Source organism: Thiemannella venezuelensis, assembly GCF_014203605.1.
In the GTDB taxonomy this organism is placed as follows: domain Bacteria; phylum Actinomycetota; class Actinomycetes; order Streptosporangiales; family Streptosporangiaceae; genus Planomonospora_A; species Planomonospora_A venezuelensis.
The window spans coordinates 143,717-166,168 of sequence record NZ_JACHJJ010000001.1 but is presented as its reverse complement, the minus strand read 5'-3'; the positions used below and the strand labels follow the sequence as shown (position 1 = coordinate 166,168).

Below are 22,452 nucleotides of genomic sequence, written 5' to 3'. Positions count from 1 at the left end.
CTTTTCCGGGGGTGCGGTCCGACCAGTTAGTTAACCACTTAAGGAGTAGCGATGGACCTGGGGCTGAAGGGCCGCACCGTGATCGTGACGGGCGCCACCGGCGGGATCGGGCGGGAGATCGCCCGCGGCTACGCCGCCGAGGGAGCCGACGTGGTCCTCACCTACCGGAGCACCCCCGACGAGGCCGGGGAACTGGCCGGGGAGGTCGGCGGCGTGGCGCTGCCGTACGAGCTGGGCGACCCCGCCTCGGCCGCCGCGCTGGTGGCCGGGACGCTGGAGCGGACCGGCAGGATCGACGTGCTGGTCAACAACGCGGTCCGCTGGGGCGGTCCCGCGCCGAGGCCGGACGCGTCCTTCGAGGACGTGGCCGACGGGGAGTGGCTGGAGATGCTCCGGCACAACATCGAGGGCGCTCTGCGGCTCAGCCGCCTGGTCGCCCCCGCCATGCGCGAACGCCGCTTCGGCCGGCTCGTCCACGTCTCCTCCAGCATCGCCACCGAGGGCATGGCCGGCGGCGAGTACTACGGGGCGGCCAAGGGCGCGCTGCACGGCTTCAGCCGCTCGGCCGCCTTCAGCCTCGGCCGCGACGGCGACATCCTGTCCAACGTGGTCATGCCGGGCTTCACCAGGACCGCCCGCAACGGCGAGATGGTCGAGGCCGTGGGCCGTCTGGAGAGCGACCGGGCCCCGATCGGCCGCCTGCTGGACGCCGCCGAGGTGGCCAACGCGGTCGTCTACCTGGGGTCGGCCGCCAACACCGGCATCACCGGCCAGGTCATCGCGGTGAACGGCGGCGTCTGACCGCGGCCCGCACCGGCGGCCCCGCGCCGTACCGCCGCGGGGACGTGCGCCCGGCCGCGGGACGCGCGCGTACGGCAGGCGGTCGCGGGCGGCGGCCGTGAACACCCTTTGCGCGCTCCCCGCGAGCACCGCGAGGATACGGTGATGATCCGCTACACCGATGCCGCCGGCACGATCCGCGCCGAGCAGTTGCAGGGCTTCTTCGTCGGCTGGCCCAAGGCCGCCTCCCCCGAGCAGCACCTGGCGGTGCTCCGCGGCAGCCACCGCGCGGTCATGGCGGTCGACGACGAGACGGACCGCGTCGTCGGTTTCGTCAACATGATCAGCGACGGGGTGCTGACCGCCTACATCCCCTGGCTGGAGGTCCTGCCCGCCTACCAGGACCGGGGGATCGGCTCGGAGCTGATGCGCCGGATCCTCGACGGCACCGGGCACCTCTACTCGGTCGACCTGCTCTGCGAGCCCTCGCTCCAGCACTACTACGAGCGCTTCGGCATGCGCCCCGTCCCCGGAATGAGCCGCCTCGACCGCTCCGCGCTCCACGGCTGACCCGGTGGCCGGCGCACCGCGTGGACGGTGCACGAACAGGTCGGGCATGCTGATCGCATTTACGAGGAGGATCAATGGATTTCGTAGGATTTTCCGCCTTTACAGTCGTCCTCTGGGCGTTCGGCATTCTGGTGCAGTTCTTCGTCATCTACTTCGCCGTGCGGATGGCGTTGAAGCACGACCGTGAGCGCTCCGGTCCTCGCGGCCCGCAATTCTGACGTACCGCCCTCTCCTGCCGTCGCCGGGAGGCGGGGGCGCCCGAAAGGCGGCCGGACGCGCCCTCCCCAGGGGCGCGTCCGGCCGAAGCACGTGCGGCCGCGGACTCACGGCCCGCCGAAGCCCGCACGGCCGCGGACTCACCGCCTGCCGACGGACTCGCAGTTCACCGGCGCGTCGGCCGCGTCGGCGGTCGCGGTGTCGGCGCCGGCGCCGCAGTCGATCGTGGTGTCCTTCGTGCCCTGGCTGTCGCGGGCGTCGATGGTGTCGTTGCCGCCGTTGCCGCGCAGGATGTCCGCCCCGTTCCCGCCGATGAGCGTGTCGGCGCCGGTGCCGCCGACGAGCGTGTCGGTACGGCCGGTGCCCCTGATGACCTCCACGTCGACGGAGACGTTGTCCCGGTCGACGGAGGCCCGGCCGTCGAGCTGCGCGCCGACGCCCTTGGTCACGACCACCCCCGTGCTGCTGGAGCTGTAGTCGACCGTGTCGCGCCCGAGACCGCCCCGGTAGGTGAGGCCGGTCCCGCGCGGGCTCCGCCCGGCGGAGAAGGAGTCGTCGCCGGAGCCGCCGTCGACGGTCCCGTTGATCTCGACGAGGGACGAGAAGCGGTCGTTGCCGCTCCCGAGGTCGGCGGAGATCCCGGTGACGCCGTTGCCGCAGTCGACCTCACCGGCCGAGACCTGGGTGCAGCCGCCGCCCTGCACGGCGCGGATCCCCGAGCCGAACACGTGGATCCGCCCGCTGACCGCCTGCACGGTGATGTTGTCGTTGCGGGTCACGGTCCCCGCCGTGACGGTCATCGTCGCGCCGGACTTGGCGATCTGGAGTTCGCCGACGGCGGCGTTGCCCGCGGTCGGGGCCGCGGCCAGGATGCCGGCGGCCACGCTGCCGATCAGGGACAGCCGGAGCGCTCCGCGCTTGAGGTCGTTCATCGTTCTTCCCCCTGTGGAGTTCGGCGGGCACGCTTGAGGCCCGCTCGTGTTCGGCTCCATATTTGGGCAGGGCATTGCTCTCTTCCGTGGAGAAGTGCACACAGGAAAGGCTGATCACGGAGGAAAAGTACGCACTGTGATCATGACCACAATCCGGTCCCCAACTGGAGGCGCTCCCTCGTGCGGTGTTGAATGTCCGGGTGCCGCCCGCGCAGGAAGTCTTCCGATCGATGCTCCGCGACGAGATCGCGCCGCCCCTCCGGGAGCTCGGCTTCGTCGGATCCGGGCAGGTCTACCGGCTCCCCGACGACCGCCACTGGGCGCTGCTGGGATTCCAGAGGTCGACGGGCAGCACGTGGGAGCTGCTCCGTTTCACGGTCAATCTCAGCGTGGTGCCCAAGGAGCTGTGGGAGCAGCGCAGGTCCGCCGGACGGCTGCCGCCGCGTCCCGCCCCGTCGACCTACTACGGTCCGTGGACGTGGTGGAGCCGGATCGGGAAGCTGCTTCCGGACGGCGGCGACCACTGGTGGGACGTGGGACCGGCACCGGATCCCGCGGTCGCGTCCGACGTTCTGGCCGGGGTCCGGGACTTCGCCCTCCCCGCCCTGGAGCGGCGGCTCGGCCGCCGCTGAGGCCGGCCCGGCTCACGCGGTGCTCGCACCGCGCTCGTCGGCGGCACCCGGCCGGGAGACGGGCTGGCGGGGCACCCGGCACGGGCCGTACGGCGGGACGTCAGGGGTGAGGGGGCATGTCGATGAAACGGCCGTAGTGGCCCTGGAAGGCGACGGTGACCGTACCCGTGGGACCGCCTCGGTGCTTGGCCACGATCAGGTCGGCCTCACCGGCCCGGGGGCTTTCCTGCTCGTAGGCGTCTTCCCGGTGCAGCATGATCACCGTGTCCGCCGCGGCCGCCACGGCGTCGGAGTCGCGCAGGTCGGTGCCGAGGTTCGGCCGCCGGTCGGTGCGCGGCTGCGGGCCGCGGTCGAGCTGGGCCGCGGCCACGACCGCGATGCCCAGGCGCGTCGCCAGGTCCCTGAGCGTGTACGCGGCCTCGGTGACCTCCCGCTCGCGGAAGTCTCCGCGGGTGAGAGGGCACATGTGGTTGAGGTCGTCGACGGCGACCAGACGAACGCCGTGCTCGGCGCAGGCGTGTTCGACCTGCGCGGCCAGCGTCGGCGTCGGCCAGTCCACGGGAGCGGCGACCCGCAGCGGCGATCCGGCCAGGCGCGGCCGCGCCTGGGCCAGTGACGTCCAGCCGGCGTCGTGCACCGTGCCCGAGCGCATGGTGTACAGCGTCACCCGCGCCTCGGCCGCCAGGATGCGCAGCTCGATGTCTCGGCGGGGGGACTGGTAGCTCACGAGCAGCGCCGGGACGCCGCAGGCGATCGCGGCGCTGCGGCACATGTCGGTGAGCAGGGTGGAGGCTCCGGCCGAGGGGCGGGCGGCCACCACGGTGAGGGTGCCCGGCCGCAGTCCCCCGCCGAGCAGGAGGTCCAGGTCGGCCAGGCCGACGGGGATCGGTCCGGGCCGGTCGTGGCCGCCGGGGCCGGCGTCCCTCAGGTCGTCGATCAGCGCCGGGAGGGTCTCGCCGAGCAGAACGGGTTCGCCGACAGGGCGGGTGGGGAGGGCGGTGTCTGTCTGCATGGCGTCCATGGTGGCATCCGCGCGGCGGGCGGTACCGGAGATCTCAGCCGGCGCCGAGCGCGGCCAGCAGCGCCGCGGCGGCCGCCGCCCGCGCCGCCGCCTTGCTCGCCCCCATGCCGGTCGCGGAGGCGAGCCGGTCGCCGCCGGCCGGGCGGGTGGCCACCGTGGCGGTGAAGGCCGGCGCGTGCGACGGGCCCGTCGAGACCACGTCCCACTCCATCGCGGTGATGCGGCCCTGCTGGACCCACTCGTTGAGGACGCTCACCGGGTGGTGCTCACCGGTCGGCCGCTCCCCGGCCCGTGCCGCCGCGGCGGCCACCGCGCCCCGGGCCGCCTCCCGTTCACCGGCGGCCTGCTCGATGCGGATCCCCGCCTCACGCAACCACGTCTTGAGCGTGAACGTCGGTACGGCCAGCTGCTCGGCGGCCTGGCGGATGCTCATCCCGCCGGCCAGGAGCGTCTGGGCGACGTCGACGACCCGCCGGCGTTCCCGGCGCCGCTCCTCTTCACTCGGCAGGTCCGTCCACCGGGCGTGCACGGCCGCACCCTCCTCCAGCATCTCCCCCGCCCGCACCAGGCAGGCGACACTGCAGTACAGGCCGAGCCGGATGTGCCGCCCCTTGCCACCGGGCGTACGCTCCAGCAGGTACCAGCCGGCCGGCACCCACAGGCCGCGCTCGCAGCGCTGGCAGACGCGGCAGAAGAACGACCGCTCCGATGCCTGGTGGCCCGAGCGGGTCGTGGCCAGGCCGCCGCGCCGCCGCGACGCCGGAACCTGCGCGGCCCGCGGGTGCTGCTCGTCGATGCTCACAGCCCTCCACCCTGCCAGGCGGGCGGCGGCACGGACGTGGAGACGGCGAAGGTCGTTCGTCCCCGGCACACCGACAGGCGCGAGAACTCCGGGAGGTTCCGGGACGAGACGGTCCGATCTCCCCGGTGGCCGATCGGATCCGCCCGCGCTCCGCGCCCACCGGATGCCCCGCTCCCCCGGGCAGGCCTCGCCTCCCGGCCGGCTGCTCAGTGCTGCGACATCGAGGCGTCGATGCCGGCGACGCGGTCGTACCGGTCGAACTCCACGACCGCCTCGAAACCCGGTCCCGACAGGGCGAGCTTCGCGAAGTCGGGGCTGAACACAGGGTTGAGCCGCCGCCGCAGGCCGTAGCTGTGCAGCGCGCGCCGGTGGTCCGTCACCCACATGTCGGTGAGCGCCTGTGTCATGACGCGCACCGTGCGGGACGGATCGGGCGGCGGCAGCCGGAAGTCCGGATGCTCGATGAGGAAGGCGGCGCGGGTGCCGCCTCCGGCGTCGCCGTTGTAGGAGGTCCAGTGGCCCGTCACAGCCTTGGCGGCGTCCATGAGAAGCCCGACGGCCGCGGCCGGCTCGGCGGGTGAGCCGGGCAGCACGTCGAACGGGACCTCCGCGGAGGCGAGTTCGGCGATGCCGTGCCGTTCCCCGAAGTCGCGCAGGGCCGCGGACGCGGCTACCAGCGGCTCGGGAAACCCGGACGGGTTCGCCCACGCCCACAGCCACGACCGCGGACCGGGGGCGGCGGTGCCGAGCAGTTGGAAGCCGGCGCAGGTGGTCGCGCGGGGGCCGATGAAGTCGAATCGCTGCTGGTGCATGTCGACGTTCCAGCTGTGGTCACCGAGCAGTTCCAGAAGGTGGAGCTGGTGTTCGAGCGAGAGGATCGCCGCGTCGTCGAGAAGGTTCAGCAGGGTGATCGTTTCCGGCACGCGGGCAGCCTAACAGTCCTTCGGCCGGCCACGGCCCCGGCTTCTCAGCCGCCCTGCCCTCCCGGCCGGTTCGGAGTCGGACTGCTCCCACGGTGTCGCCTGGTACAGCCGCGCCCTCGGCTCCACCCTGCTCACAACCATGACGCAGACCTCCACACCGCTGATCGAGATCCTCGCCGAAGGCATCAAGACCGTCGCGTCCCTGCACGACTTCACCTGCGACCTGACCCACGCGGGCTCGCCCTCGGCCACCGTGGTCATGCTGCGCCACAGCGCCGACACCCTGGACTGGCTGATCCTGGCCGACTCCGTCCTCGTCCTGGACGTAGCCGACACGGTGGAACCCATGGTCATCTGCGATGACAGGGAAACCCTCGTCGGTGCTGCCCACCGCACGGCCATGGACGCCCTGCCCTCCGGCAGCCCCGAACACGTCGCCGCCCACCGAGCGTATGTGGAGACCCTGCGGGGCCACCGCAACCGCGACGGCGGCTTCTGGGTCGCCTCCGCCGACCCCCTCGCCGCCGACCAAGCCCTCACCGGCACCGGCCCCGCCCACCAGATACGCGCCGCCGCACTGCTCAGCGACGGCGCCTCCCGCCTCGTCGACCGCTTCACCCTGACCACCTGGCGGCAGGCCCTCGACCTCCTCGACCAGGACGGCCCGGCCGAACTGATCCGCCAGATCCGCGAAGCCGAGCACTCCGACCCGCACGACGAACGCTGGCCACGAGGCAAGACGTTCGATGACGCCACAGCCGTCCACTGCCGTATCTGACCTATTCCACCCACCACCACCCGTCGCCCAGGTCGCGCACGGGGATGCCGATGTCCCCCGAGGCGGTCTGGACGATCGTCTCCGAGGTCGGTGAACCCGGCAGATGAGCGATGCCCCTACCGGTCTCGGCACGCCAGGAGTCCTCGAACACCGGCAGGTAGAGCACCGACCCCTGCTGCCGTATCTGACCGTCGATCGACAGGTACTCCATCCACCACGGCGCGGTGAGCCGCCGACCCTTCTCGTTCGCCTCGACGAGGGCGGCGAACTCGTCCCGATGCAACCAGAACTGGCTGTCGATGTAGACCGTCTCCCAGTCGGTCGTCCAGATGACCGCGCCCACGGTTACCGAGGCCAACAGGACGGTGAGGGAACGGCCGTACGTCTTGAGCGACAGGTAAGACATCACCGCGGTGAAGGACCACAGGGCGGCCCATATCCAGAACACCATGATCACGAGCTTGCCGAACCATCAGATCTTCTGGAATATCGGCAGGTCCAGATACGACGCCACGGCCAGAAGGAGCCACCCGAGCGACGCCATAACGAGTGGCCATCTGGCCCAGCGGGCTGTCTTCATCACGGGAGGCACAGGCGCAGTCTTCTGGTACCTGTAAGGCATTTCCAGGCCTCTAGGCGTACTTTCACACCTTTTGCACGGCTTCTTCACATACGGACCTACACCCAATCCCACTAGCGCAACAAAGAGTGCCGCCGTTCGTTTACCGGCTCATCTCGATCGGGGGTGTAGTTGCGGTCTGAACCCGCCGGTCTCCAGCAGCGATCCGGCGATGGGGTTGGTCAGACTCCGGAAGCCGAGCACCGAGCCGCGTAGGTGTTCCAGCCGTCCGTTGATCGCCTTCGTCGAGCCGTTGGACGTGCCGGGTCGGTCGAAGTAGGCGAGCACGTCGGCGGCCCGCTTCTTCAATGTCCGGCCGAGCGTGACCAGCTCGGTCAGCGCGCGAGGAACACTGCTGCTGAACGAGGTGATCAGTTGCTGCATAAGCTTGCGGCCGGCGCTGCGGTCGGGTTCGCGGTAGGCGGTGATCATCCGCTGGTAGATGCCCCAGGTGACTTCGACCTACAGGTGGTCCTCGTTGGCGAAGAACAGCTCCTCGAGGCGGGTCTTCTGTTTGTCGGTGAGCAGGTCGGCGCCGATGTGCAGCGTGTGTCGGGACTTGTAGAGCGGGTGGCGAGCTCGATCCGGCGTCGACAGCGGTTCAGTGCGTCGCAAGCGAGGCGGACGACGTGGAACGGGCCATGCCCGCGACCGCGTCTGGCAGTTCCTCGATGATGGTCTTGAAGCCGGTGAAGCCGTCCACGACCGCCTCGACCGCGTCCCGGAACGCCGGGTCGCGGTCGGCCAGCCGGGTCTTGAACGCCTGCTTGGACCGGCCGCCGATCATGTCCAACAACCGAGAAGGGCCTGTGCCGTCACACATCGCGGTCAGCTCGATGATGACGGTCACGTACTTGTCGCCCTTGCGGGCATACCGCCAGACGTGCTCATCGATCCCAATGACCTTCACGCCGTCGAACCGGGCCGGGTCGTTGATCAGCACCCGCTTGCCCTCGGCCAACACGGCGTCGTTCGCGGTGCTCCACGCGACCGCCACCACCTCGGCGATCCGGGCCACGGTCAGGTGCTGCACCACGATCGCCTCCAGTGCCCACCGCAACTCGCGACGGGACAGCTTCGCCCTCGGCTCGGCCGAGGTGGAACCCCTGGCCATCTGGCCGCGTAAGGGCCGGAGCAAGCTCACTCTCCAGTGTCCGCCCGAATTGCTCGCGCTCCTCAAGGAGCACCGGAAGGCACAAGCCGTGGAGCGCCTCGGGGTCGGGGATCGCGGAGAGGACCACGACCTCGTGCTCACGATCCGGCACGGCAGCCCGATCGAGCGGACCGAGGGTTGGAGGGTGTGGAAAACGATCCTCAAGCAAGCCGAGGTGCGGGACGGACGAGTCCACAACGCCCGGCACACCGCCGCGGCGCTCCTCATCGAGCAGGGTGTGAACATCCGCGTGGTTCAGGAGGTCCTCGGCCACACGCGGGTGACGACCACCGAGCGGTACACCCACGTGGCCGGCGCCCAGATGCAGCACGCGAGCGAGCGCATGGCGTCGGCTCTCTGGGGCGACGGGTGACGAGCGGTGGGCAGCGAACGGGCGGCAACTGCAACCCGAACTGCAACCCGGAGCCCTCCGGATATCGCAAAAGGCCCCCTCCCGGATTCGGGAGAGGGTCTTTCACCTGCGGAGGCTCGGGGATTTGAACCCCGGATGGTGTTGCCACCAAACCGCATTAGCAGCTCGGATCCGGCCCGTCCCGATCGGTTCAACCTGGACCAACGGACGTGGCCGGTCCGTCTGGAACGGCATGGGACAGCGCTGGATTGCAACTAGAACTGCAACTAAGGAGCAGCCGCCACGGGCGGCATGACCTCGATGACGCGGGCCATTCCGACGGGCGGTCGCATCTCGTGCATGATGATCACATCACCCGGCTTGAGATGCCGCCAGTGCTCGGAAGCCAGGGGAAGGAGCCTCACCGGCGCGCACCCGCCCGGTTCCAGCGGAGTACGACCCTCCAGCCAGAGGAAGGCGATACTGACCGAAAGCTCGCCCTCAGGTGTGCGCTGTCCGATATCCCACATGGGTCGGAGCACTTCACCGGGAAGTACCGGCACCTTGCGGCCTCCCTCCCCGGCAGGCAAGAGGCAGAGTTCAGCCCGGAGAGCGCCGTTCCGGGCCTCGCTGCGCCGCCACTCGTACCAGCCGACCTCCTGCTGAAGCCATAGCAGGCGCGCAGCATCGGCCAGCAGACCCCAGAACTCCGGCGACTGCGGACAATCGTCGCCAAGATCTTCGAGAAGGACGAGGGCCGCCTCCCAGTCGTCGTCTTTCAGGCGTTCCATGACCTCGGCAGCCCTGGCGGTGGCCTCCTCGGTGCGGGTGCCGACGAGACAGAGCCGGACCGCCTTGTGAAGCGGAGAGTCCTGGGAATCCACGTCCTGATCATGACAGGCACCCGAGTCCAGAACCTTCGGGTTAGAAGTGGAGGGCTCTTGTTGACTTTTACAGCCCTTCGACCTGGTGCTTTGGGGATCGTCTCGGCCCCGCCCAGGGCGGGCGTTCCGCGCATAGTCCGGATCTTGATGACGCTCCTGGGGGAAGGCTCCGCGACCAACCCCGCGGGAACACCATTCGACGCCTCTAGCACAGGGCGGCAGAGGTACGCGAGCCCAGCCAACGTGACATGCGCATAGCCGTGGAGTGAACACTAGCTCTCTGTTGATATTTGGATGCTTTGAGTAGTGTCCTGACGTGGCTAAAAGGAAATCGGGATCCCTCGGGAAGTACTGGGGCTACCTCCTCTTTGTAGTTGTGATCACAGGCTGGCTGACCCAATCAGTCGGCCCTGCGGGCTTGCTGGCTCTGTCTGGGTTGACCACGGTGTTCTTCCTCTTTCGCGTGCCTGTGTGGTGCGGCGCCCTCACACGTGAGGAAAAATTCTGCCGAAAAAACGCTAACGGCATCCTGATGGGGTGCTCACTTCAGCATCACAAGTGGCAGAAGCTGAAGTTCGCTGTAGTGCCGCCGAAGTGGCGCGAACTTAACCAAGGACTATGGGTGGCGCCAGAGAAGCGGGTGGCCACCACAGCTGCCTTCTGCGGCATGATCTCGGCCGTCATTGCCACGATTGATCTCATTTTCAAATAAGGCGATCACACCTCCTTAGGGAAGAGCCCATGACCGGCGCGGCGAGCTGCCGACAGCTATGTCCTGGCTGCAACTGCTGAGCGCGGAAAGGGCCGTACCTTCCCATTCGCTGAGCCGTGCTGAGGAACGAAGCACGGATCGTCGATCGCCCCCAGCCATTTACGATGGCTAGCCATGCAGTGGCGATCGTAGGGCTATATCAGTGCGGCGGCGCGGCAACTCCGGTCGGAGCGTTCGGTCAGTACGGCGGGGCGGCGTGCGGTGCCCGGCCCGGTGTCCCGCCGCCGTCCGGGACCGGCCCCCAGGCCGCACGCCCGGACGGCGGGCGGGCGGAGGGCCGGGGGTACGGCGGCGCGCCGCGCCGCCGCTTGATCCATACAAGAACAATTCGGCAACGCGGCTGCGTTTAGCGAGAAGTCCCGCCTCATGAGCTTGAGCAAGACGACGGGTCACCGAGGGACCAACGCGCGACCAAAATCACTGATCAAGAGGTGCCCTGTTGGTCGGCTCGCCCCCTTGATGCTTCGGGGCAGTGCGTGGCGGTGTTGAGGTCGGCTTGCACGATGCGGCCGATCGCGACATGAGAGCGGCGAGCGTGCCGATTGGCTTTCTGCAGGAAATCGACCATCCGCCTCATCCGCTCCTGGACCTCGGTCAACCTCGCTTCCGGATCGAGGTCACCAGTGGTGTCTCGCAAGACGTACCGCTTCGACAGAGTTGCCGTCTCGGTTTCCATGCGGACGGCCAGGGCAGCAGCGGCTTGGATCACCTCGCTCAATACCGCGCCGATCTCATGCAGTTCGGCCAGTTCCAAGGGGCGCAGCTCGGCTGCGGCCTGGACGAGCTCATCGAAGCGGGTCAGTCCAGGAGTATCCATCGGCGGGCCTTTCAGGGCAGGGGTGGTTGGACGGCGTTCAAACTTCTTCGGCATCGAGCGGATGCCAGATCGTGCCGTCCCTCCTCTCCACCAAACGCAGCGGCGTTGAACAATTCGGCAGTGCTATGCGCCTGCTTCGGCGAGGACGCCGATGACCTGGGCGAGGACGGCCGGGGCGGCTGCGATGGTGGCGTGGGATCGCATGGTGTGGGGGCGGCCGGTGGCGTCGGTGACGAGGGCTCCGGCTTCGCGGGCGATGACGACGCCGGCGGCGGTGTCCCAGGGGTTGTTGGACAGCATGATGCAGGCGTCGGTCTTGCCTTCGGCAACCCACGCCAGGTCGATGGCGGCTGAGCCGTACATGCGCACCCGCTGGACGCGGCTGGCGAGCTGGTGGTTCAGCGGGATGCGGACGCGGTTCTTGTGGTCGGCGTCGGCGCCGACGGCGTAGTCACCGACGGAGACGATGGCCGCGTCGAGTTCGTCGGCCTTGCTGGTGGTGATGGCGTCCCCGTTGCAGGTGGCTCCGTTGCCTTCGGAGGCGGCGTACAGCATGTCCAGGAACGGCAAGTCGATCACGCCGAGGATGGAGCGGTCGTCTTGGATCAGGCCCAGGGAGATGCCTGACAGCGGGATGCCGTGCATGAAGTTGGCGGTGCCGTCGATGGGGTCCAGTGCCCACAGCAGGCCGCTGCCGTCGCGGATGACGGGTCCTTCCTCTTCGCCGAGGAATCCGATGTCGGGGGTCTCCTGGGAGAGGAAGTCCCGTACGGCGTGCTCGACGGCCACATCTACCTCGGTGACCATGTCGCGGTGGCCTTTGAAGGAGATCGTCTTGGGAACCCGTGTGCGCACGATCTCGTGAGCGATGGCCACGGCTCGCTGGGCGATGGGCAGCAGGCTCTTGGCGTCGGTGGTCATACGGGTCGGCTCCGCTCCCAAAGTGAGGTGAAGATCTGGTCGAAGACGGGGAACAGGCCTTCGGCTGCGGTGTTGTCAGTGATCACGAAGGTCGGGGAGTCGACGCCTCGGGCCTGCGGAAGGTAGGGCTGGACCACGCATGTCGCGCGGTCCATGATCAGGATATTGAACCTGATCGTTTCGTCGTAGACGGCGATCTCCAGGCGCTTGGCCGCCTGCGGGTCCAGGCGGCCCTTCAGCCGAGTCAGGATGCTGATGTTGAGAGCGGTCAGCGTGCTGAGCGTTGAGTCGGTGTAGCGTTCCTCGGCTTCGCGCTCTTTGATGGCCGTACCGTGCGGATCGAGGAACAGGCACCGGATGTGGGTGCCTCCTTCGAGGAGGCGTTTGAGCTGGTGGTCGGGATAGCTCTGGCAGAGCAGGTTGAGGGACAGGCCGGCGGCGCTGATCTCCTTGGCGTTGTCGAACAGGGCTGAGGGCGGGTAGGCGGCTGCGAATGCCGACCGGCTGCTGAAGACGGCGGTCACGTCCGCGAACTGCCCTCCGATGTCCGGAGCAGGCGATGACGGCGCCTGTCTGGGTGCCGGCACTTCGGCGGTGACCGGCGCGAACAGTTCCTCTGCGGTCTTGCCGGGGAACATCGCCTCCAGCACCCGGCAGTGGTCGGAGTACGGCAGGCCCTTCAGGTCGCCGGACAACCAGCGGTGCAGTTGGGTACGGCTGGGCCACTTTCCCATCAGGCAGGGATCAACCTGCTTGGCAGCTTTGTCGTATTCCCTACAGAAAGTGCCGTATGTCTGCCAGTGATGCTGGCGAAGCAGCACTTTCAGGAGAATCGGCTGATCAACCACGGTCTGTGTCTGCGCTTGTCCGGCCATTGATTCCAGAGTAAACGCCAGGACGGCACAGGGAAGAAACAAAGAGGAACAGCACGGGTGTAGATGGTCCGCTCGCGCGGTCGAGACGTGACACCTCTCGGCCTGATTCTCACGTCATGGCTGAAAAGTGCAGACATTGCGCAGGTCGGGGATGGAAGTACGTGACTCCCCGACGTGATGTCGTCGCCGACGGGCCGGCTGACAACGCTCCCGGGGATCGGGTGAAGAGCAGGTGCCTGCACTGCCGTGGCACCGGCCGGGCCGGAGAGGCGGCCTGCGATGCGGCCTGAGACGGCGTCGTCGGCATCCGGGGCGGCGGAGCTCCTCTGGGATGAGCTGGCACGGCATGGCGTGGACGCCGATGTGCACATCGGGTACGGCATGGCGCTGGTGTCGGTCTGGGCGGAACTCCTCGTCTGGACGAACGGCTACTGGTTCCGCTGGGCGTGCGGCAGGAGCAGGGCGGGGAACGGACGACGCCTCTACGCGTTCGCCCCAGCCGACGACGTGGCGACCGCTGCCCGCCGGGTCGTTCGCCGTCGGGAGGAGCTTCGGCAACGCCGGCCGTACTCACCGCACCCGGAGGACCGGTCGGCGTGAGTGATCGGTGTTGTCGCATCAGTCCCCATATCCCGCATGCGCAGGGCGACTGCCGCAGGATCGAGTGGACTTCCCCTCAGTCGACGGGCCGTGAGCTCGTTCTCGCCTGGACGTGTGCCTGCCGGGCGAGGTTCTTCGAGTTGATCCAGTCAGGCGGGGTCTGCTTCATCCGGCGCACCACGCAGAAGACACCGGCCGCGGAGGTGGAGGAGAGTTACCGGATGTCGGCGCGGAAAGCCCGGAAGTTGTGGGATGCGCTGCTGACGGGGGAAGCGCGGTGATGCTGTCCAGCGGATCGCAAAGGGGAGACATCATAACGGAAGACGGCTAGTCTTAACGACAAGTCGAGTTGTTATGAGGTCGTCATGTCGCCTGAAGAGTTCACACCGCCGAAGTATGCCCAGATAGTCCAGGCGATCAAGCGGAAGATCGACGACGGCACATACCCTCCCGGCGCGTTGCTGCCGTCGGAGACCCAGCTTGTGCGCGAGTTCAACGTCTCCCGGCCCACCGTGGTACGCGCCTTGCAGGTCTTGCAACTCCGGGGGGTCATCGAGCGGGAGCACGGTAAGGGCTCCTACGTCAAGGCCGCTCCACCGGTGCCGGAGGAGGGCTCACGGCCGAGCCGGGCCGTGCTGGACCGCGTGGAAACCGACGAGAGAGGCACAGTGATCGAGGCCGGCGAGAGGGCGGCCCCCGCTGTCATCGCCGACCTGCTGGGCATTCCCGCCGCGTCCGCGGTAATGATGCGCCGCGTGCTGTTCAGCGACGGCGAGCGCCCCAGCGACCTGGTCACCCTCTGGTCGCCGCTGGACGTGGCGGAAGGTACCGATCTCGGCCGGAACGAGCCGTTGACCGTAGGTGTCCGCCATCACGTGCAGACGGTGAAAGGGCTGCGGCTCGCCAACGTCGTCGAACGCCTGGGGGCACGGCACCCGGAGACCGATGAGGCCAAGCTGCTGGGCCTGGGCAAATCCGCTCCCGTCATCAGTGTCATGGCCAACGTCTTCGACTCCTCGGCCCGCCCCGTCGTGGTCGTCGATCTGGTCATGCCTGGCGATCTTCACGAGTTGGAAGACGCCTACGCATTGTGATGTGACTCACGTCACATAGCGTCTCGCAAACTCGACTTGTCAAGTTGCCGGATCGCCGGTTATCGTCATAGCAACTCAACAATACGAGTTGTCGAGAAAGCGAGAGAGAAGAAGATCATGGCTATCCAAGGACCCATCCCCATCAACTTCGACCAGGTCTTCCCGCACGGCTGCTACATCGTCGGCGAGGTCGAACAGGTCAAGGACTTCGACGCCTCCACCAACGGCCGCACCGTCTTCGCCAAGGACAAGACCACCGGCGAACTCGTCTGGCAGGTCGCCGTCATGGACGCCGACCCGGCCGTGAAGGCCGGCCAGAAGACGGTGGCGGTCAAGATCCTGTCCCCGGTGCAGCCGGTTCCCCCGCCGTCACTGCCAGGCCTGCCGTTCACGCCGGTCAAGTTCGACGGCATGAGCGTCACCCCGTACGTCTCCCAGGCCGGACGGCTGGCCTACTCGATCCGGGCCACCCTGATGCGCTCCCCCCGCGCCGCTGCCCCCGCCAAGTCCGCAACCGGCAAGGACATCGCGGCCTGACACGTAAGCGGGGCCGCCAGAAGCGGCAACTTCCGGCGGCCCCTCGATCTCTCCCCAGATGCGAATCACAGAGAGGCACCCAGCCTAATGTTCAAGAAACTGCCCGGCGACGAGGCACAGAACCTCGTCTCCACCACTCCAGACACCGCCGTGGTCTTCCGCCCGGCCGTGGTGCGCACTCCCGCGTTCGTCACCCTCGTCATCCTCACCTGGCGGCTGGTCGCTGGCCTGGTCCGCCTGATCTGGCGGCACCCCATCGCCTCGGCCGTCGTCGCCATACCGGGCGCGGTGTGCTGGTTGTACGGCTGGCGCTGGGGCCTGGGCCTCACCGCCGGGACCGTAGCCGCTCTGGTCGCCTGGTGCTTCCTCCACCGGCCGTCGTTCCTGCGCATCGTGGGCTGGCGGCTGCTGGCCTGGTGGCGCTTCGTCTGGATCTACCGGCGGCACTGGCAACCCGTGATGATCGTCTCCGGTCTCGGGCGGCACCTGCGCGGCCGGGACTACCTCCCGCACCTGGTCACGGTCACCTGCACCTCGTGGGCCGACGTGGTCACCGTGAAGATGCTGCACGGTCAGGCGGTCAAGGACTGGAGCGACCGCATCGAGCACCTGGCGCATGGCTTCGGCGCCCGTTCCTGCCGGGTGTCGATCGCACGGGCGGGCCGGTTGCAGCTGGTCTTCCCCCGGCGTGACCCGCTCGCCGTTCCGTTGCCGGCCGTCCCCGTCCCTGATGAGGTGTCGGTGGGGCCGGTGCGGGTCGGCATCCGTGAGGACGGCTCACCGTGGCTACTGAAGATGCACGGCACCCATGTCCTGATCGCGGGCGCGACCGGCGCGGGCAAGGGCTCGGTGCTGTGGTCGGCCATCCGCGGCCTGCTCCCGGCCGTGCGGGCGGGCCTGGTCGAGGTGTGGGCGCTGGATCCCAAGCGCATGGAGCTGTCCTTCGGCCGGGAGCTGTTCGGCACGCGGTACGCCGCGACTCCCGCCGAGTGCGCCGAACTGCTGGAAGCGGCGGTGGAGGTCATGCAGGAGCGGGCCGACCGCTTCGCCGGCCTGCGCCGTGATCACGTCCCCACCGTGGAGGATCCGTTCGTCCTGGTGGTGGTCGATGAGGTGGCGTTCCTGACCGCCTACCAGTCCGACAAGGGCCTGAAGCTGCGCATCTCCGCGGCTCTCGCGACCCTGACCACACAGGGCCGGGCGGTCGGCGTCGGGGTCATGGCGGCCTTGCAGGACCCGCGCAAGGAGGTCATGAACGTCCGCAACCTGTTCCCCGACAAGATCGCTCTCCGGTTGGACGAGTCCGAACAGGTGGACATGGTGCTCGGCGATGGTGCCCGGAATCGCGGCGCGCTGGCCGATCACATCTCGCCGATCCCGGAGCAGGGCGCGGGCGTCGGCTACGTGCGGCTGGAGGCCTCGCCCGATCCGATCCGGGTGCGCGCGGCCTACGTCTCCGACACAGACATCCGGGCCATGGCCGCGGAGGTGGCGGCATGAGGGTCTGCTTCTACGGCACCGACGAGGAGATCACCCGGATCTGCGAGCGGCCCATCCTGGCCCTGCTCGGGCCGCACCGCACCCAGCGCGTGGTGGCCTTCGAACTGCTGCACGTCTCCGTCAGCGCCGACCCCTACGCCGGCGTGTACCGGCTGCGGGCGGACCTGGCCGAGGTGCACCGGCAGGAGGTGAACGAATGACCGTCCCGAACTCACGAGCCGAGCGGCAGAGGATGCCGGTGGCGCTGGATGTCGCGGTGGAGATCGCCAAGCACAACGGGGTGTGCATCCGGCCGATCGTGCTGCGGCGGCTGGATGTCCGCACCGGCCACAGCGAGGACATCAACGTCCCCTGCGGCGCCACCCGGGAGGCCAAGTGCCCGCCGTGCGCCAAGCGCAACCGCTACCTGCGCATGACCCAGTGCCGGGAGGGCTGGCACCTGGAGGCCGAGCCGGTCGCCGAACCGGACCCCTCCACCGAGGACCAGCGCTGGCTGATCGGGTTCCGGGCCGACGTGCAGGCGCACCGGGACCGGGCCGAACGCGACGGCACGCCTGCGGAGGTCGCTGACTGGGATGCGGCGATCACCGAGATCGACGCCGAGATCAGCGCGGCCGGGATGCGGGGCACCCTGTCCGGCCGTACGGCTGCCAAGCGCTCCCGCTCCACCCGGCGACGCCAAGATGCCCCGGACCTGCCTAAGCGGGCCATGAGTCCCACCACGCTCGGCCGGGCCTTCCCCGGCACCGACGGCAAGGTCTACCGGCCGTCGATGTTCATCACGCTCACCCTGCCCTCGTACGGCCGCATCCGGGCCGGTCAGGGCGTGCCGGTCGACCCGAGTACGTACGACTATGCGCGGGCCGCGCGGGACGCGTTGCACTTCTCCAAGCTGGTGGACCGGTTCGTGCAGAACCTTCGCCGTGTAGCGGGCTATGACGTGCAGTACTTCGCGTCCGTGGAGCCGCAGAAGCGGCTCGCGCCGCATCTGCACATGGCGATCCGCGGCACCCTGCCGCGTGCGGAGATCAAGGCCATTGCGGCGGCCACCTACCACCAGGTGTGGTGGCCGGCGGTCGATGAGGTCCGCTTCCAAGGCAATCACCTGCCGGTGTGGACTCCCCGGGCCGACTTGCCGGGCGGCGTGGCCTACCCGGACGGCCAAACAGGGGATTACCTCGACCCCGCCACGGGGGAGTTGTTGCCGACCTGGGATGAGGCGCTCGACCGGCTCGACGCCGATGAGGACGCCGAACCCCTGCACGTGCTCCGCTTCGGCGACCAGGTCGACGTCCAAGGCGTGCTCGCCGGGACCCCGGACGCCGACCAGTGCATCCGCTACCTGTCCAAGTACCTGACTAAGTCCCTCGGCGAGAGCCTGAATACCGACGATGCGGCCCGGCGAGAGCACGCGGCCCGGCTCATCGCGGCACTCCGCTACGAACCCTGCTCACCGGCCTGCCCGAACTGGCTGCGCTACGGCGTGCAACCCAAGGGCGCCAAGCCGGGCATGATGCCGGGCCGCTGCCGGGGCAAGGCCCACAAGCCCGAACACCTCGGCTACGCCGGTCGCCGGGTCCTGGTCTCGCGCAAGTGGTCCAACAAGACCCTGGCCGAACACAAGCGCGACCGCCGTACCTGGGTCCTGGAAGCCCTCGGCCTGGCCGATGAACCGACCGACCCGCACCGCTACCTCTGGAAGCCCGTCCCGGCCGGAGACGGTGACGTTCCCTCGCTCACCCTGCGGCTGCTGCGCATGGTCGCCGAACGCCAACGCTGGCGCGCGGCCATGGACGAACTGAAGGCCAGAGCGGACGGACGACCCACCCAAGATCTCTCGGCAACTTCGGCGATCGGAAAGGCGGCCTGACATGAACCTCACGCTCTACCGGTCCGACAAGCTGTTCTACCGGCCGAAGGAAGCGGCGATCGTGCTGGGCATGAGCCGTACCGCCGTATTCCGGTTGATCAAGACGGGTGAGCTCCAGTCGGTCAAGCGCGACGGCTACCGGCTCATCCATGTCGAGGCACTCCAGGAGTTCGCCCGTGCCCTGGTCGAGGCGTCCGAGAGTTCACCGGAGAGGGCGGCGTGATGGCGAAGAAGCCGAACGGCCGCTCCTCGATCTATCTCGGCAAGGACGGTTACTGGCACGGCTGGGTGACCGTGGGCATCAAGCCGGACGGCTCTCCCGACCGCCGTCACCGCATGGGCAAGACCGAGGCCGAGGTGACCCGGAAGGTCAGCGAACTGGAGGGCAACCGGGAGTCGGGTCAGGTCACCAAGCCCGGCCGTGTGCCCACCGTCGCCGAGTGGATGACCGAGTACCTCGACGTGATCTGTGAGCGACTCGTGGTCTCGGGCAAGATGGCTCCGCGCACGCTGGTGGACTACCGGTCCAAGACCCGTCACTGGGTCATTCCGCTGCTCGGCCGGCACCGGCTCAACCGGCTGGCTCCCGAGCACCTCGACACCGCGTACACCGCGATGCTGGAGAAGGGCCTGTCGACAAGCACGGTCCTCAAGGTCCACCGCATCCTGTCGCGGGCGCTGACCATCGCCGTACGGCGCGGCAAGCTCACGCGGAACGTCGCGACCCTGGTCGAAGCCCCTTCGGCCGCCTCGACCGAGATCGAGCCGCTGACCCGTGAGGAGGCCCGGCGCATCCTCGACGTGGCCGGCACCCGACGGAACGGCGCCCGCTGGTCGGTCGCCCTGGCCCTCGGCATCCGCCAGGGTGAGGCTCTCGGGCTCCGCTGGCAGTACGTCGACCTGGAGACCGGCGTGATCCGGGCGTGGTTCCAGATCCAGCGCACCGAGTGGCGGCACGGCTGCGCCGATCCACACGCATGCGGCGAGAAGTGGCACCGATGGCCCTGCAAGAAGAACTGCAAGGAACACGGGCATGTGCCCGGTTGCAAGCCGGACTGTGCGAAGCAGGGGCACACCTGCTACAAGCGGCCCTGTCTCAAGGACTGCACCGGTCATGCCGACAGGTGCCCGAAGCGCACAGGCGGCGGGATCGTCTTCCGGCAGCGTAAGGGCCGGAGCAAGCTCACTCTCCAGTGTCCGCCCGAATTGCTCGCGCTCCTCAAGGAGCACCGGAAGGCCCAGGCCGTGGAGCGCCTCAGGGCCGGGGATCGCTGGGAGGATCACGACCTCGTGTTCGCGACCCGGCACGGTAGCCCGATCGAGCGGACCGAGGATTGGAAGGTGTGGAAAACAATCCTCAAGCAAGCCGGGGTGCGGGACGTCCGGGTCCACGACGCCCGCCACACGGCCGCGACGCTCCTGATCGAGCAGGGCGTGAACATCCGGGTCGTTCAGGAGGTGCTCGGCCACACGCGGGTCACCACGACCGAGCGGTACGCCCACGTGTCCACGCCGCTCATGCGCGACGCCGGGGAGCGACTGGCCTCGGCCCTGTGGGGAAAGTCGTGAGCCGTTGCAACTAGGACTGCAACTATGAGCCCTTCAGAGATCGGAAAAGGCCCCCTCCCGGATTCGGGAGAGGGCCTTTCACCTGCGGAGGCTCGGGGATTTGAACCCCGGATGGTGTTGCCACCAAACCGCATTAGCAGTGCGGCGCCATAGACCTGACTAGGCGAAGCCTCCTGGTAGCCGTGCGGCTCAGCACAGAGTACCGGCCTGCGGGCAAGGCGGCAAAGTGATTGCCGGGCGCGTCGTCCAGAGGCCCGGCGGCCAGGTTGTCCACCGCTGTGGATAACTTCGTCCACACCTGTGGACAGACCTGAGGATTACCTGTTGAAGCCGGTGAAGAGCCTGTGGATTCTCGATATGCAAGACACTCGATCTCAATTCACGGACACACCTGAGCCCCTCCCCCGGGGAGAGCGGTTGGGGAAGGGGCTCGGCGGATCGCAGGGTCAGGCGCGGTTGGCCTCGCCCTCGATCTCGATCTTGACCTTCTTGCCGACGAGGACGCCGCCGGCCTCCAGGGCCTGGTTCCAGGTCAGACCGAACTCCTCGCGGTCGATCTCGGTCGTGATGGAGAAGCCCCAGACCTCCTGCCCCCAGGGGTTGGTGCCGGCGCCGCCGTACTCGACGGTGAGCTCGACCTGCTTGGTGACATCACGGATAGTGAGGTCGCCGACGAGGGTGAACTCGTCACCGGAGTGGCCGGCGACGCGGGTGCTGCGGAAGGTCAGCTCGGGGAACTTGTCGGCCGCGAGGAAGTCGTCGCTGCGGAGGTGGCCGTCGCGGTCGGCGGCCCCGGTCGTGATGCTCTCGGCCTTGATCGTGAGCTCGGCGGAGGACTCCAGCGGGTTCTCGGCGATCGTGACCGTGCCGGAGAAGTCCGCGAAGTTGCCGCGGACCTTGCTCACCATCATGTGCTTGACGACGAAGCCGATCCGGGTGTGGGCCACGTCGAGGGTGAAGGTGCCGGGGGTGGGGATCTGGAGGTTCTCCCAGGCGCGGACGGTCATGGCTGCTCCCGTGTCTACGTTTGCCGTGAGGATGTTTGCGTCAACACATTCTTACCTGAGGAATATTTCTCACGTCAACTATCGTCGCATACAGTGTGAGCGTGCTTCCCTTTGACGACCCCCGGCTGACCGCGATGGGCCTCCTCGCGGAGGTCTCCAGCGGCCTGTCGGCGAAGACCATGCCCGCCCTCCTGGCGGGAGGCATCTCGGAGGTCGACTTCGAGACCCTGATCCGGCTGGCGCGCTCACCGGGGCAGCGGCTGCGCATGAGCGACCTGGCCGCACAGACCAACCTGTCCACCAGCGGGGTGACCCGCGTCGTGGACCGGCTGGAGCGCGAGGGCCTGGTCGTACGGCAGGCGTGCGCCACCGACCGCCGGGCCTCCTACGCCGCGATCACCCAGGCGGGCACGGACAGGCTCGCCGCCGTGCTCCCGCAGCATCTGCAGGACATCGAGACCTGGTTCACCGGGCTGCTCCCCCCCGAGCGGCTCTCGGCCTTCCTCGACACGCTCAGGATTCTCCGCGACGCCGTACGGCCGTGCGCCACCGCGGGCTCGCACCTCGCTCCTGCCGAGTGACGCCGGTCGCGGGCCGCCGGGCCCGCGATCCTCAGGGCTGCGGTTCGAGGTGCCGCCGCTCCGGGATGGCGAGGGCGCCGCGGAGCTTGGCCATCCCCCGCGAGACCGTGCTCTTGACCGTGCCGACGCTGATGCCCAGGGCCTTGGCGATCTCCGGCTCCGTCATGTCCTCGTAGTACCGCAGCACGATCGCCGCCCGCATCCTGTCGGGCAGGCACTCCAGCGCCCGCTCCACCTGCTCGGGCAGTTCCGCGCGGCGTCCGGGCAGGCCGTCGTGGGCGGCCGCGGGGACCGGCTCGGGGATCTCATCCGACGGGTACTCGTCCAGCCTGCGCCGCCGCCACCAGGAGATGTTGATGTTGACCATCGTCCGGCGCACGTAGCCGTCGAGGGCCGCGCGGTCCTCGATCCGCTCCCAGGCGAGGTAGGTCTTGACCAGCGCGGCCTGGAGCAGGTCCTCCGCGTCGTTGGGATTGCCGGTGACCTGGTGGGCGGCGCGTAGCAGCGCCGGTCCGCGAGCAACGACGTACTCACGGAACTCGTCGTGGGTCCCGTCGGTCACCGCGATCACCGGCCTGTGGTCAAGGGGCGTCTCGTCGTCAGAATCGCAGCCGGAGGCTCTGATCCGGCTGAACCGGAATCCAGAT

At 68.6% G+C, this 22,452-nt stretch carries 27 protein-coding genes, 1 tRNA gene and 1 pseudogene; 16 read left to right on the top strand and 13 right to left on the bottom strand.

Going from position 1 to position 22,452, the window contains the following annotated elements:
- Positions 1–51: 51 nt before the first annotated feature.
- The 3 genes from FHS22_RS00910 (at position 52) to FHS22_RS00900 (ending at position 1,568) form a co-directional block, all read left to right on the top strand.
- Positions 52–801, top strand: coding sequence for an SDR family NAD(P)-dependent oxidoreductase (locus FHS22_RS00910; protein WP_184937419.1), 750 nt, complete (start codon positions 52–54; stop codon positions 799–801).
- A gap of 144 nt (positions 802–945) precedes the next feature.
- Positions 946–1,350, top strand: a complete 405-nt coding sequence (locus FHS22_RS00905; protein WP_184937418.1) for a GNAT family N-acetyltransferase — start codon at positions 946–948, stop codon at positions 1,348–1,350.
- A 74-nt stretch (positions 1,351–1,424) separates the two neighbouring features.
- Positions 1,425–1,568, top strand: coding sequence for a hypothetical protein (locus FHS22_RS00900; protein ID WP_184937416.1), 144 nt, complete (start codon positions 1,425–1,427; stop codon positions 1,566–1,568).
- Positions 1,569–1,706: 138 nt separating this feature from the next.
- Here FHS22_RS00900 and FHS22_RS37240 read toward each other — a convergent pair whose 3' ends face one another.
- Entirely contained in the window at positions 1,707–2,498 is a 792-nt protein-coding gene (locus FHS22_RS37240) for a calcium-binding protein (RefSeq protein WP_221473075.1), read from the bottom strand.
- 230 nt (positions 2,499–2,728) lie between these two features.
- Between FHS22_RS37240 and FHS22_RS00890 the strand changes: the two genes are divergently transcribed.
- Positions 2,729–3,130, top strand: a complete 402-nt coding sequence (locus tag FHS22_RS00890; RefSeq protein WP_184937414.1) for a DUF4304 domain-containing protein — start codon at positions 2,729–2,731, stop codon at positions 3,128–3,130.
- A gap of 100 nt (positions 3,131–3,230) precedes the next feature.
- Here the strand turns inward: FHS22_RS00890 and FHS22_RS00885 are convergent, their stop codons facing one another.
- The 3 genes from FHS22_RS00885 to FHS22_RS00875 all read right to left on the bottom strand — a co-directional run bounded on the left by FHS22_RS00885 (position 3,231) and on the right by FHS22_RS00875 (position 5,876).
- Entirely contained in the window at positions 3,231–4,142 is a 912-nt protein-coding gene (locus FHS22_RS00885; protein WP_184937412.1) for a DnaB-like helicase C-terminal domain-containing protein, read from the bottom strand.
- A 43-nt stretch (positions 4,143–4,185) separates the two neighbouring features.
- Positions 4,186–4,953: a putative dsRNA-binding protein gene (locus tag FHS22_RS00880; RefSeq protein WP_184937410.1), complete on the bottom strand. Its 768-nt coding sequence runs from the start codon at positions 4,951–4,953 to the stop codon at positions 4,186–4,188.
- A 206-nt stretch (positions 4,954–5,159) separates the two neighbouring features.
- Positions 5,160–5,876 carry a DUF6882 domain-containing protein gene (locus FHS22_RS00875; RefSeq protein WP_184937408.1) on the bottom strand — a complete coding sequence of 239 codons (717 nt, stop codon included), beginning with the start codon at positions 5,874–5,876 and terminating at the stop codon, positions 5,160–5,162.
- A 139-nt stretch (positions 5,877–6,015) separates the two neighbouring features.
- Here FHS22_RS00875 and FHS22_RS00870 point away from each other — a divergent pair, with 139 nt between their 5' ends.
- A complete protein-coding gene (locus FHS22_RS00870; RefSeq protein WP_260407557.1) occupies positions 6,016–6,654 on the top strand; it encodes an integrase in 639 nt (212 codons plus the stop codon).
- Between the two features lies 1 nt (position 6,655).
- Here the strand turns inward: FHS22_RS00870 and FHS22_RS00865 are convergent, their stop codons facing one another.
- Positions 6,656–7,105, bottom strand: a complete 450-nt coding sequence (locus FHS22_RS00865) for a hypothetical protein (protein WP_184937406.1) — start codon at positions 7,103–7,105, stop codon at positions 6,656–6,658.
- Between the two features lie 279 nt (positions 7,106–7,384).
- Positions 7,385–8,591: pseudogene (locus FHS22_RS00860) on the bottom strand (ISL3 family transposase).
- Here FHS22_RS00860 and FHS22_RS00855 point away from each other — a divergent pair.
- Positions 8,476–8,799 (top strand): tyrosine-type recombinase/integrase, encoded by a 324-nt coding sequence (locus FHS22_RS00855; protein WP_338047543.1) that lies wholly within the window; start codon positions 8,476–8,478, stop codon positions 8,797–8,799. The pseudogene FHS22_RS00860 and the gene FHS22_RS00855 overlap by 116 nt on opposite strands.
- A 266-nt stretch (positions 8,800–9,065) precedes the next feature.
- Here the strand turns inward: FHS22_RS00855 and FHS22_RS00850 are convergent, their stop codons facing one another.
- Positions 9,066–9,662, bottom strand: coding sequence for a hypothetical protein (locus FHS22_RS00850; protein ID WP_184937402.1), 597 nt, complete (start codon positions 9,660–9,662; stop codon positions 9,066–9,068).
- A 316-nt stretch (positions 9,663–9,978) separates the two neighbouring features.
- Here FHS22_RS00850 and FHS22_RS00845 point away from each other — a divergent pair, with 316 nt between their 5' ends.
- Positions 9,979–10,374, top strand: coding sequence for a hypothetical protein (locus FHS22_RS00845; RefSeq protein WP_184937400.1), 396 nt, complete (start codon positions 9,979–9,981; stop codon positions 10,372–10,374).
- A gap of 484 nt (positions 10,375–10,858) precedes the next feature.
- Here the strand turns inward: FHS22_RS00845 and FHS22_RS00840 are convergent, their stop codons facing one another.
- The 3 genes from FHS22_RS00840 to FHS22_RS00830 all read right to left on the bottom strand — a co-directional run bounded on the left by FHS22_RS00840 (position 10,859) and on the right by FHS22_RS00830 (position 13,047).
- The gene (locus tag FHS22_RS00840) at positions 10,859–11,305 is read right to left on the bottom strand and encodes a hypothetical protein (RefSeq protein ID WP_184937398.1); all 447 of its coding nucleotides are present in this window, start codon (positions 11,303–11,305) and stop codon (positions 10,859–10,861) included.
- Between the two features lie 69 nt (positions 11,306–11,374).
- Positions 11,375–12,172 carry an inositol monophosphatase family protein gene (locus FHS22_RS00835; RefSeq protein WP_184937396.1) on the bottom strand — a complete coding sequence of 266 codons (798 nt, stop codon included), beginning with the start codon at positions 12,170–12,172 and terminating at the stop codon, positions 11,375–11,377.
- Positions 12,169–13,047 carry a DUF5919 domain-containing protein gene (locus tag FHS22_RS00830; RefSeq protein WP_221473074.1) on the bottom strand — a complete coding sequence of 293 codons (879 nt, stop codon included), beginning with the start codon at positions 13,045–13,047 and terminating at the stop codon, positions 12,169–12,171. The genes FHS22_RS00835 and FHS22_RS00830 overlap by 4 nt, the downstream gene beginning before the upstream one ends.
- 351 nt (positions 13,048–13,398) lie before the next feature.
- Between FHS22_RS00830 and FHS22_RS00825 the strand changes: the two genes are divergently transcribed.
- From FHS22_RS00825 to FHS22_RS00790, 8 genes are all read left to right on the top strand, one after another.
- Positions 13,399–13,647 carry a hypothetical protein gene (locus FHS22_RS00825; protein WP_184937394.1) on the top strand — a complete coding sequence of 83 codons (249 nt, stop codon included), beginning with the start codon at positions 13,399–13,401 and terminating at the stop codon, positions 13,645–13,647.
- Positions 13,648–14,012: 365 nt separating this feature from the next.
- Positions 14,013–14,741 (top strand): GntR family transcriptional regulator, encoded by a 729-nt coding sequence (locus tag FHS22_RS00820; RefSeq protein WP_184937392.1) that lies wholly within the window; start codon positions 14,013–14,015, stop codon positions 14,739–14,741.
- 117 nt (positions 14,742–14,858) lie between these two features.
- Positions 14,859–15,278 carry a plasmid replication, integration and excision activator gene (locus FHS22_RS00815; RefSeq protein ID WP_184937390.1) on the top strand — a complete coding sequence of 140 codons (420 nt, stop codon included), beginning with the start codon at positions 14,859–14,861 and terminating at the stop codon, positions 15,276–15,278.
- 87 nt (positions 15,279–15,365) lie between these two features.
- Positions 15,366–16,778, top strand: coding sequence for an FtsK/SpoIIIE domain-containing protein (locus FHS22_RS00810; RefSeq protein WP_184937388.1), 1,413 nt, complete (start codon positions 15,366–15,368; stop codon positions 16,776–16,778).
- Positions 16,775–16,978, top strand: a complete 204-nt coding sequence (locus tag FHS22_RS00805) for a hypothetical protein (protein ID WP_184937386.1) — start codon at positions 16,775–16,777, stop codon at positions 16,976–16,978. The genes FHS22_RS00810 and FHS22_RS00805 overlap by 4 nt, the downstream gene beginning before the upstream one ends.
- The gene (locus FHS22_RS00800) at positions 16,975–18,648 is read left to right on the top strand and encodes a replication initiator (RefSeq protein ID WP_184937384.1); all 1,674 of its coding nucleotides are present in this window, start codon (positions 16,975–16,977) and stop codon (positions 18,646–18,648) included. Before FHS22_RS00805 ends, FHS22_RS00800 begins: the two co-directional genes overlap by 4 nt.
- Position 18,649: 1 nt before the next feature.
- Positions 18,650–18,871, top strand: coding sequence for a helix-turn-helix domain-containing protein (locus tag FHS22_RS00795; RefSeq protein ID WP_184937382.1), 222 nt, complete (start codon positions 18,650–18,652; stop codon positions 18,869–18,871).
- Positions 18,871–20,217, top strand: a complete 1,347-nt coding sequence (locus tag FHS22_RS00790; protein WP_221473073.1) for a tyrosine-type recombinase/integrase — start codon at positions 18,871–18,873, stop codon at positions 20,215–20,217. The genes FHS22_RS00795 and FHS22_RS00790 overlap by 1 nt, the downstream gene beginning before the upstream one ends.
- Positions 20,218–20,302: 85 nt before the next feature.
- Here FHS22_RS00790 and FHS22_RS00785 read toward each other — a convergent pair.
- Both FHS22_RS00785 and FHS22_RS00780 read right to left on the bottom strand, forming a co-directional pair.
- Positions 20,303–20,391, bottom strand: a tRNA-Ser gene (locus FHS22_RS00785).
- A 272-nt stretch (positions 20,392–20,663) separates the two neighbouring features.
- Positions 20,664–21,224 carry a YceI family protein gene (locus FHS22_RS00780; RefSeq protein ID WP_184937380.1) on the bottom strand — a complete coding sequence of 187 codons (561 nt, stop codon included), beginning with the start codon at positions 21,222–21,224 and terminating at the stop codon, positions 20,664–20,666.
- Positions 21,225–21,325: 101 nt separating this feature from the next.
- Between FHS22_RS00780 and FHS22_RS00775 the strand changes: the two genes are divergently transcribed.
- Positions 21,326–21,805, top strand: coding sequence for a MarR family winged helix-turn-helix transcriptional regulator (locus FHS22_RS00775; RefSeq protein ID WP_338047542.1), 480 nt, complete (start codon positions 21,326–21,328; stop codon positions 21,803–21,805).
- 31 nt (positions 21,806–21,836) lie between these two features.
- Here FHS22_RS00775 and FHS22_RS00770 read toward each other — a convergent pair whose 3' ends face one another.
- Positions 21,837–22,367, bottom strand: coding sequence for a SigE family RNA polymerase sigma factor (locus FHS22_RS00770; protein ID WP_184938300.1), 531 nt, complete (start codon positions 22,365–22,367; stop codon positions 21,837–21,839).
- Positions 22,368–22,452 lie beyond the last annotated feature (85 nt).

Excerpts from the sequence above, each read along its gene's own strand:
- FHS22_RS00910 (WP_184937419.1), top strand. The coding sequence starts at position 52 with ATGGACCTGGGGCTGAAGGGCCGCACCGTGATCGTGACGGGCGCCACC.
- FHS22_RS00905 (WP_184937418.1), top strand. The coding sequence starts at position 946 with ATGATCCGCTACACCGATGCCGCCGGCACGATCCGCGCCGAGCAGTTG.
- FHS22_RS00900 (WP_184937416.1), top strand. The coding sequence starts at position 1,425 with ATGGATTTCGTAGGATTTTCCGCCTTTACAGTCGTCCTCTGGGCGTTC.
- FHS22_RS37240 (WP_221473075.1), bottom strand. The coding sequence starts at position 2,498 with ATGAACGACCTCAAGCGCGGAGCGCTCCGGCTGTCCCTGATCGGCAGC.
- FHS22_RS00890 (WP_184937414.1), top strand. The coding sequence starts at position 2,729 with ATGCTCCGCGACGAGATCGCGCCGCCCCTCCGGGAGCTCGGCTTCGTC.
- FHS22_RS00885 (WP_184937412.1), bottom strand. The coding sequence starts at position 4,142 with ATGCAGACAGACACCGCCCTCCCCACCCGCCCTGTCGGCGAACCCGTT.
- FHS22_RS00870 (WP_260407557.1), top strand. The coding sequence starts at position 6,016 with ATGACGCAGACCTCCACACCGCTGATCGAGATCCTCGCCGAAGGCATC.
- FHS22_RS00865 (WP_184937406.1), bottom strand. The coding sequence starts at position 7,105 with ATGGTGTTCTGGATATGGGCCGCCCTGTGGTCCTTCACCGCGGTGATG.
- FHS22_RS00840 (WP_184937398.1), bottom strand. The coding sequence starts at position 11,305 with ATGCCGAAGAAGTTTGAACGCCGTCCAACCACCCCTGCCCTGAAAGGC.
- FHS22_RS00835 (WP_184937396.1), bottom strand. The coding sequence starts at position 12,172 with ATGACCACCGACGCCAAGAGCCTGCTGCCCATCGCCCAGCGAGCCGTG.
- FHS22_RS00830 (WP_221473074.1), bottom strand. The coding sequence starts at position 13,047 with ATGGCCGGACAAGCGCAGACACAGACCGTGGTTGATCAGCCGATTCTC.
- FHS22_RS00820 (WP_184937392.1), top strand. The coding sequence starts at position 14,013 with ATGTCGCCTGAAGAGTTCACACCGCCGAAGTATGCCCAGATAGTCCAG.
- FHS22_RS00815 (WP_184937390.1), top strand. The coding sequence starts at position 14,859 with ATGGCTATCCAAGGACCCATCCCCATCAACTTCGACCAGGTCTTCCCG.
- FHS22_RS00810 (WP_184937388.1), top strand. The coding sequence starts at position 15,366 with ATGTTCAAGAAACTGCCCGGCGACGAGGCACAGAACCTCGTCTCCACC.
- FHS22_RS00805 (WP_184937386.1), top strand. The coding sequence starts at position 16,775 with ATGAGGGTCTGCTTCTACGGCACCGACGAGGAGATCACCCGGATCTGC.
- FHS22_RS00800 (WP_184937384.1), top strand. The coding sequence starts at position 16,975 with ATGACCGTCCCGAACTCACGAGCCGAGCGGCAGAGGATGCCGGTGGCG.
- FHS22_RS00795 (WP_184937382.1), top strand. The coding sequence starts at position 18,650 with ATGAACCTCACGCTCTACCGGTCCGACAAGCTGTTCTACCGGCCGAAG.
- FHS22_RS00790 (WP_221473073.1), top strand. The coding sequence starts at position 18,871 with ATGGCGAAGAAGCCGAACGGCCGCTCCTCGATCTATCTCGGCAAGGAC.
- FHS22_RS00780 (WP_184937380.1), bottom strand. The coding sequence starts at position 21,224 with ATGACCGTCCGCGCCTGGGAGAACCTCCAGATCCCCACCCCCGGCACC.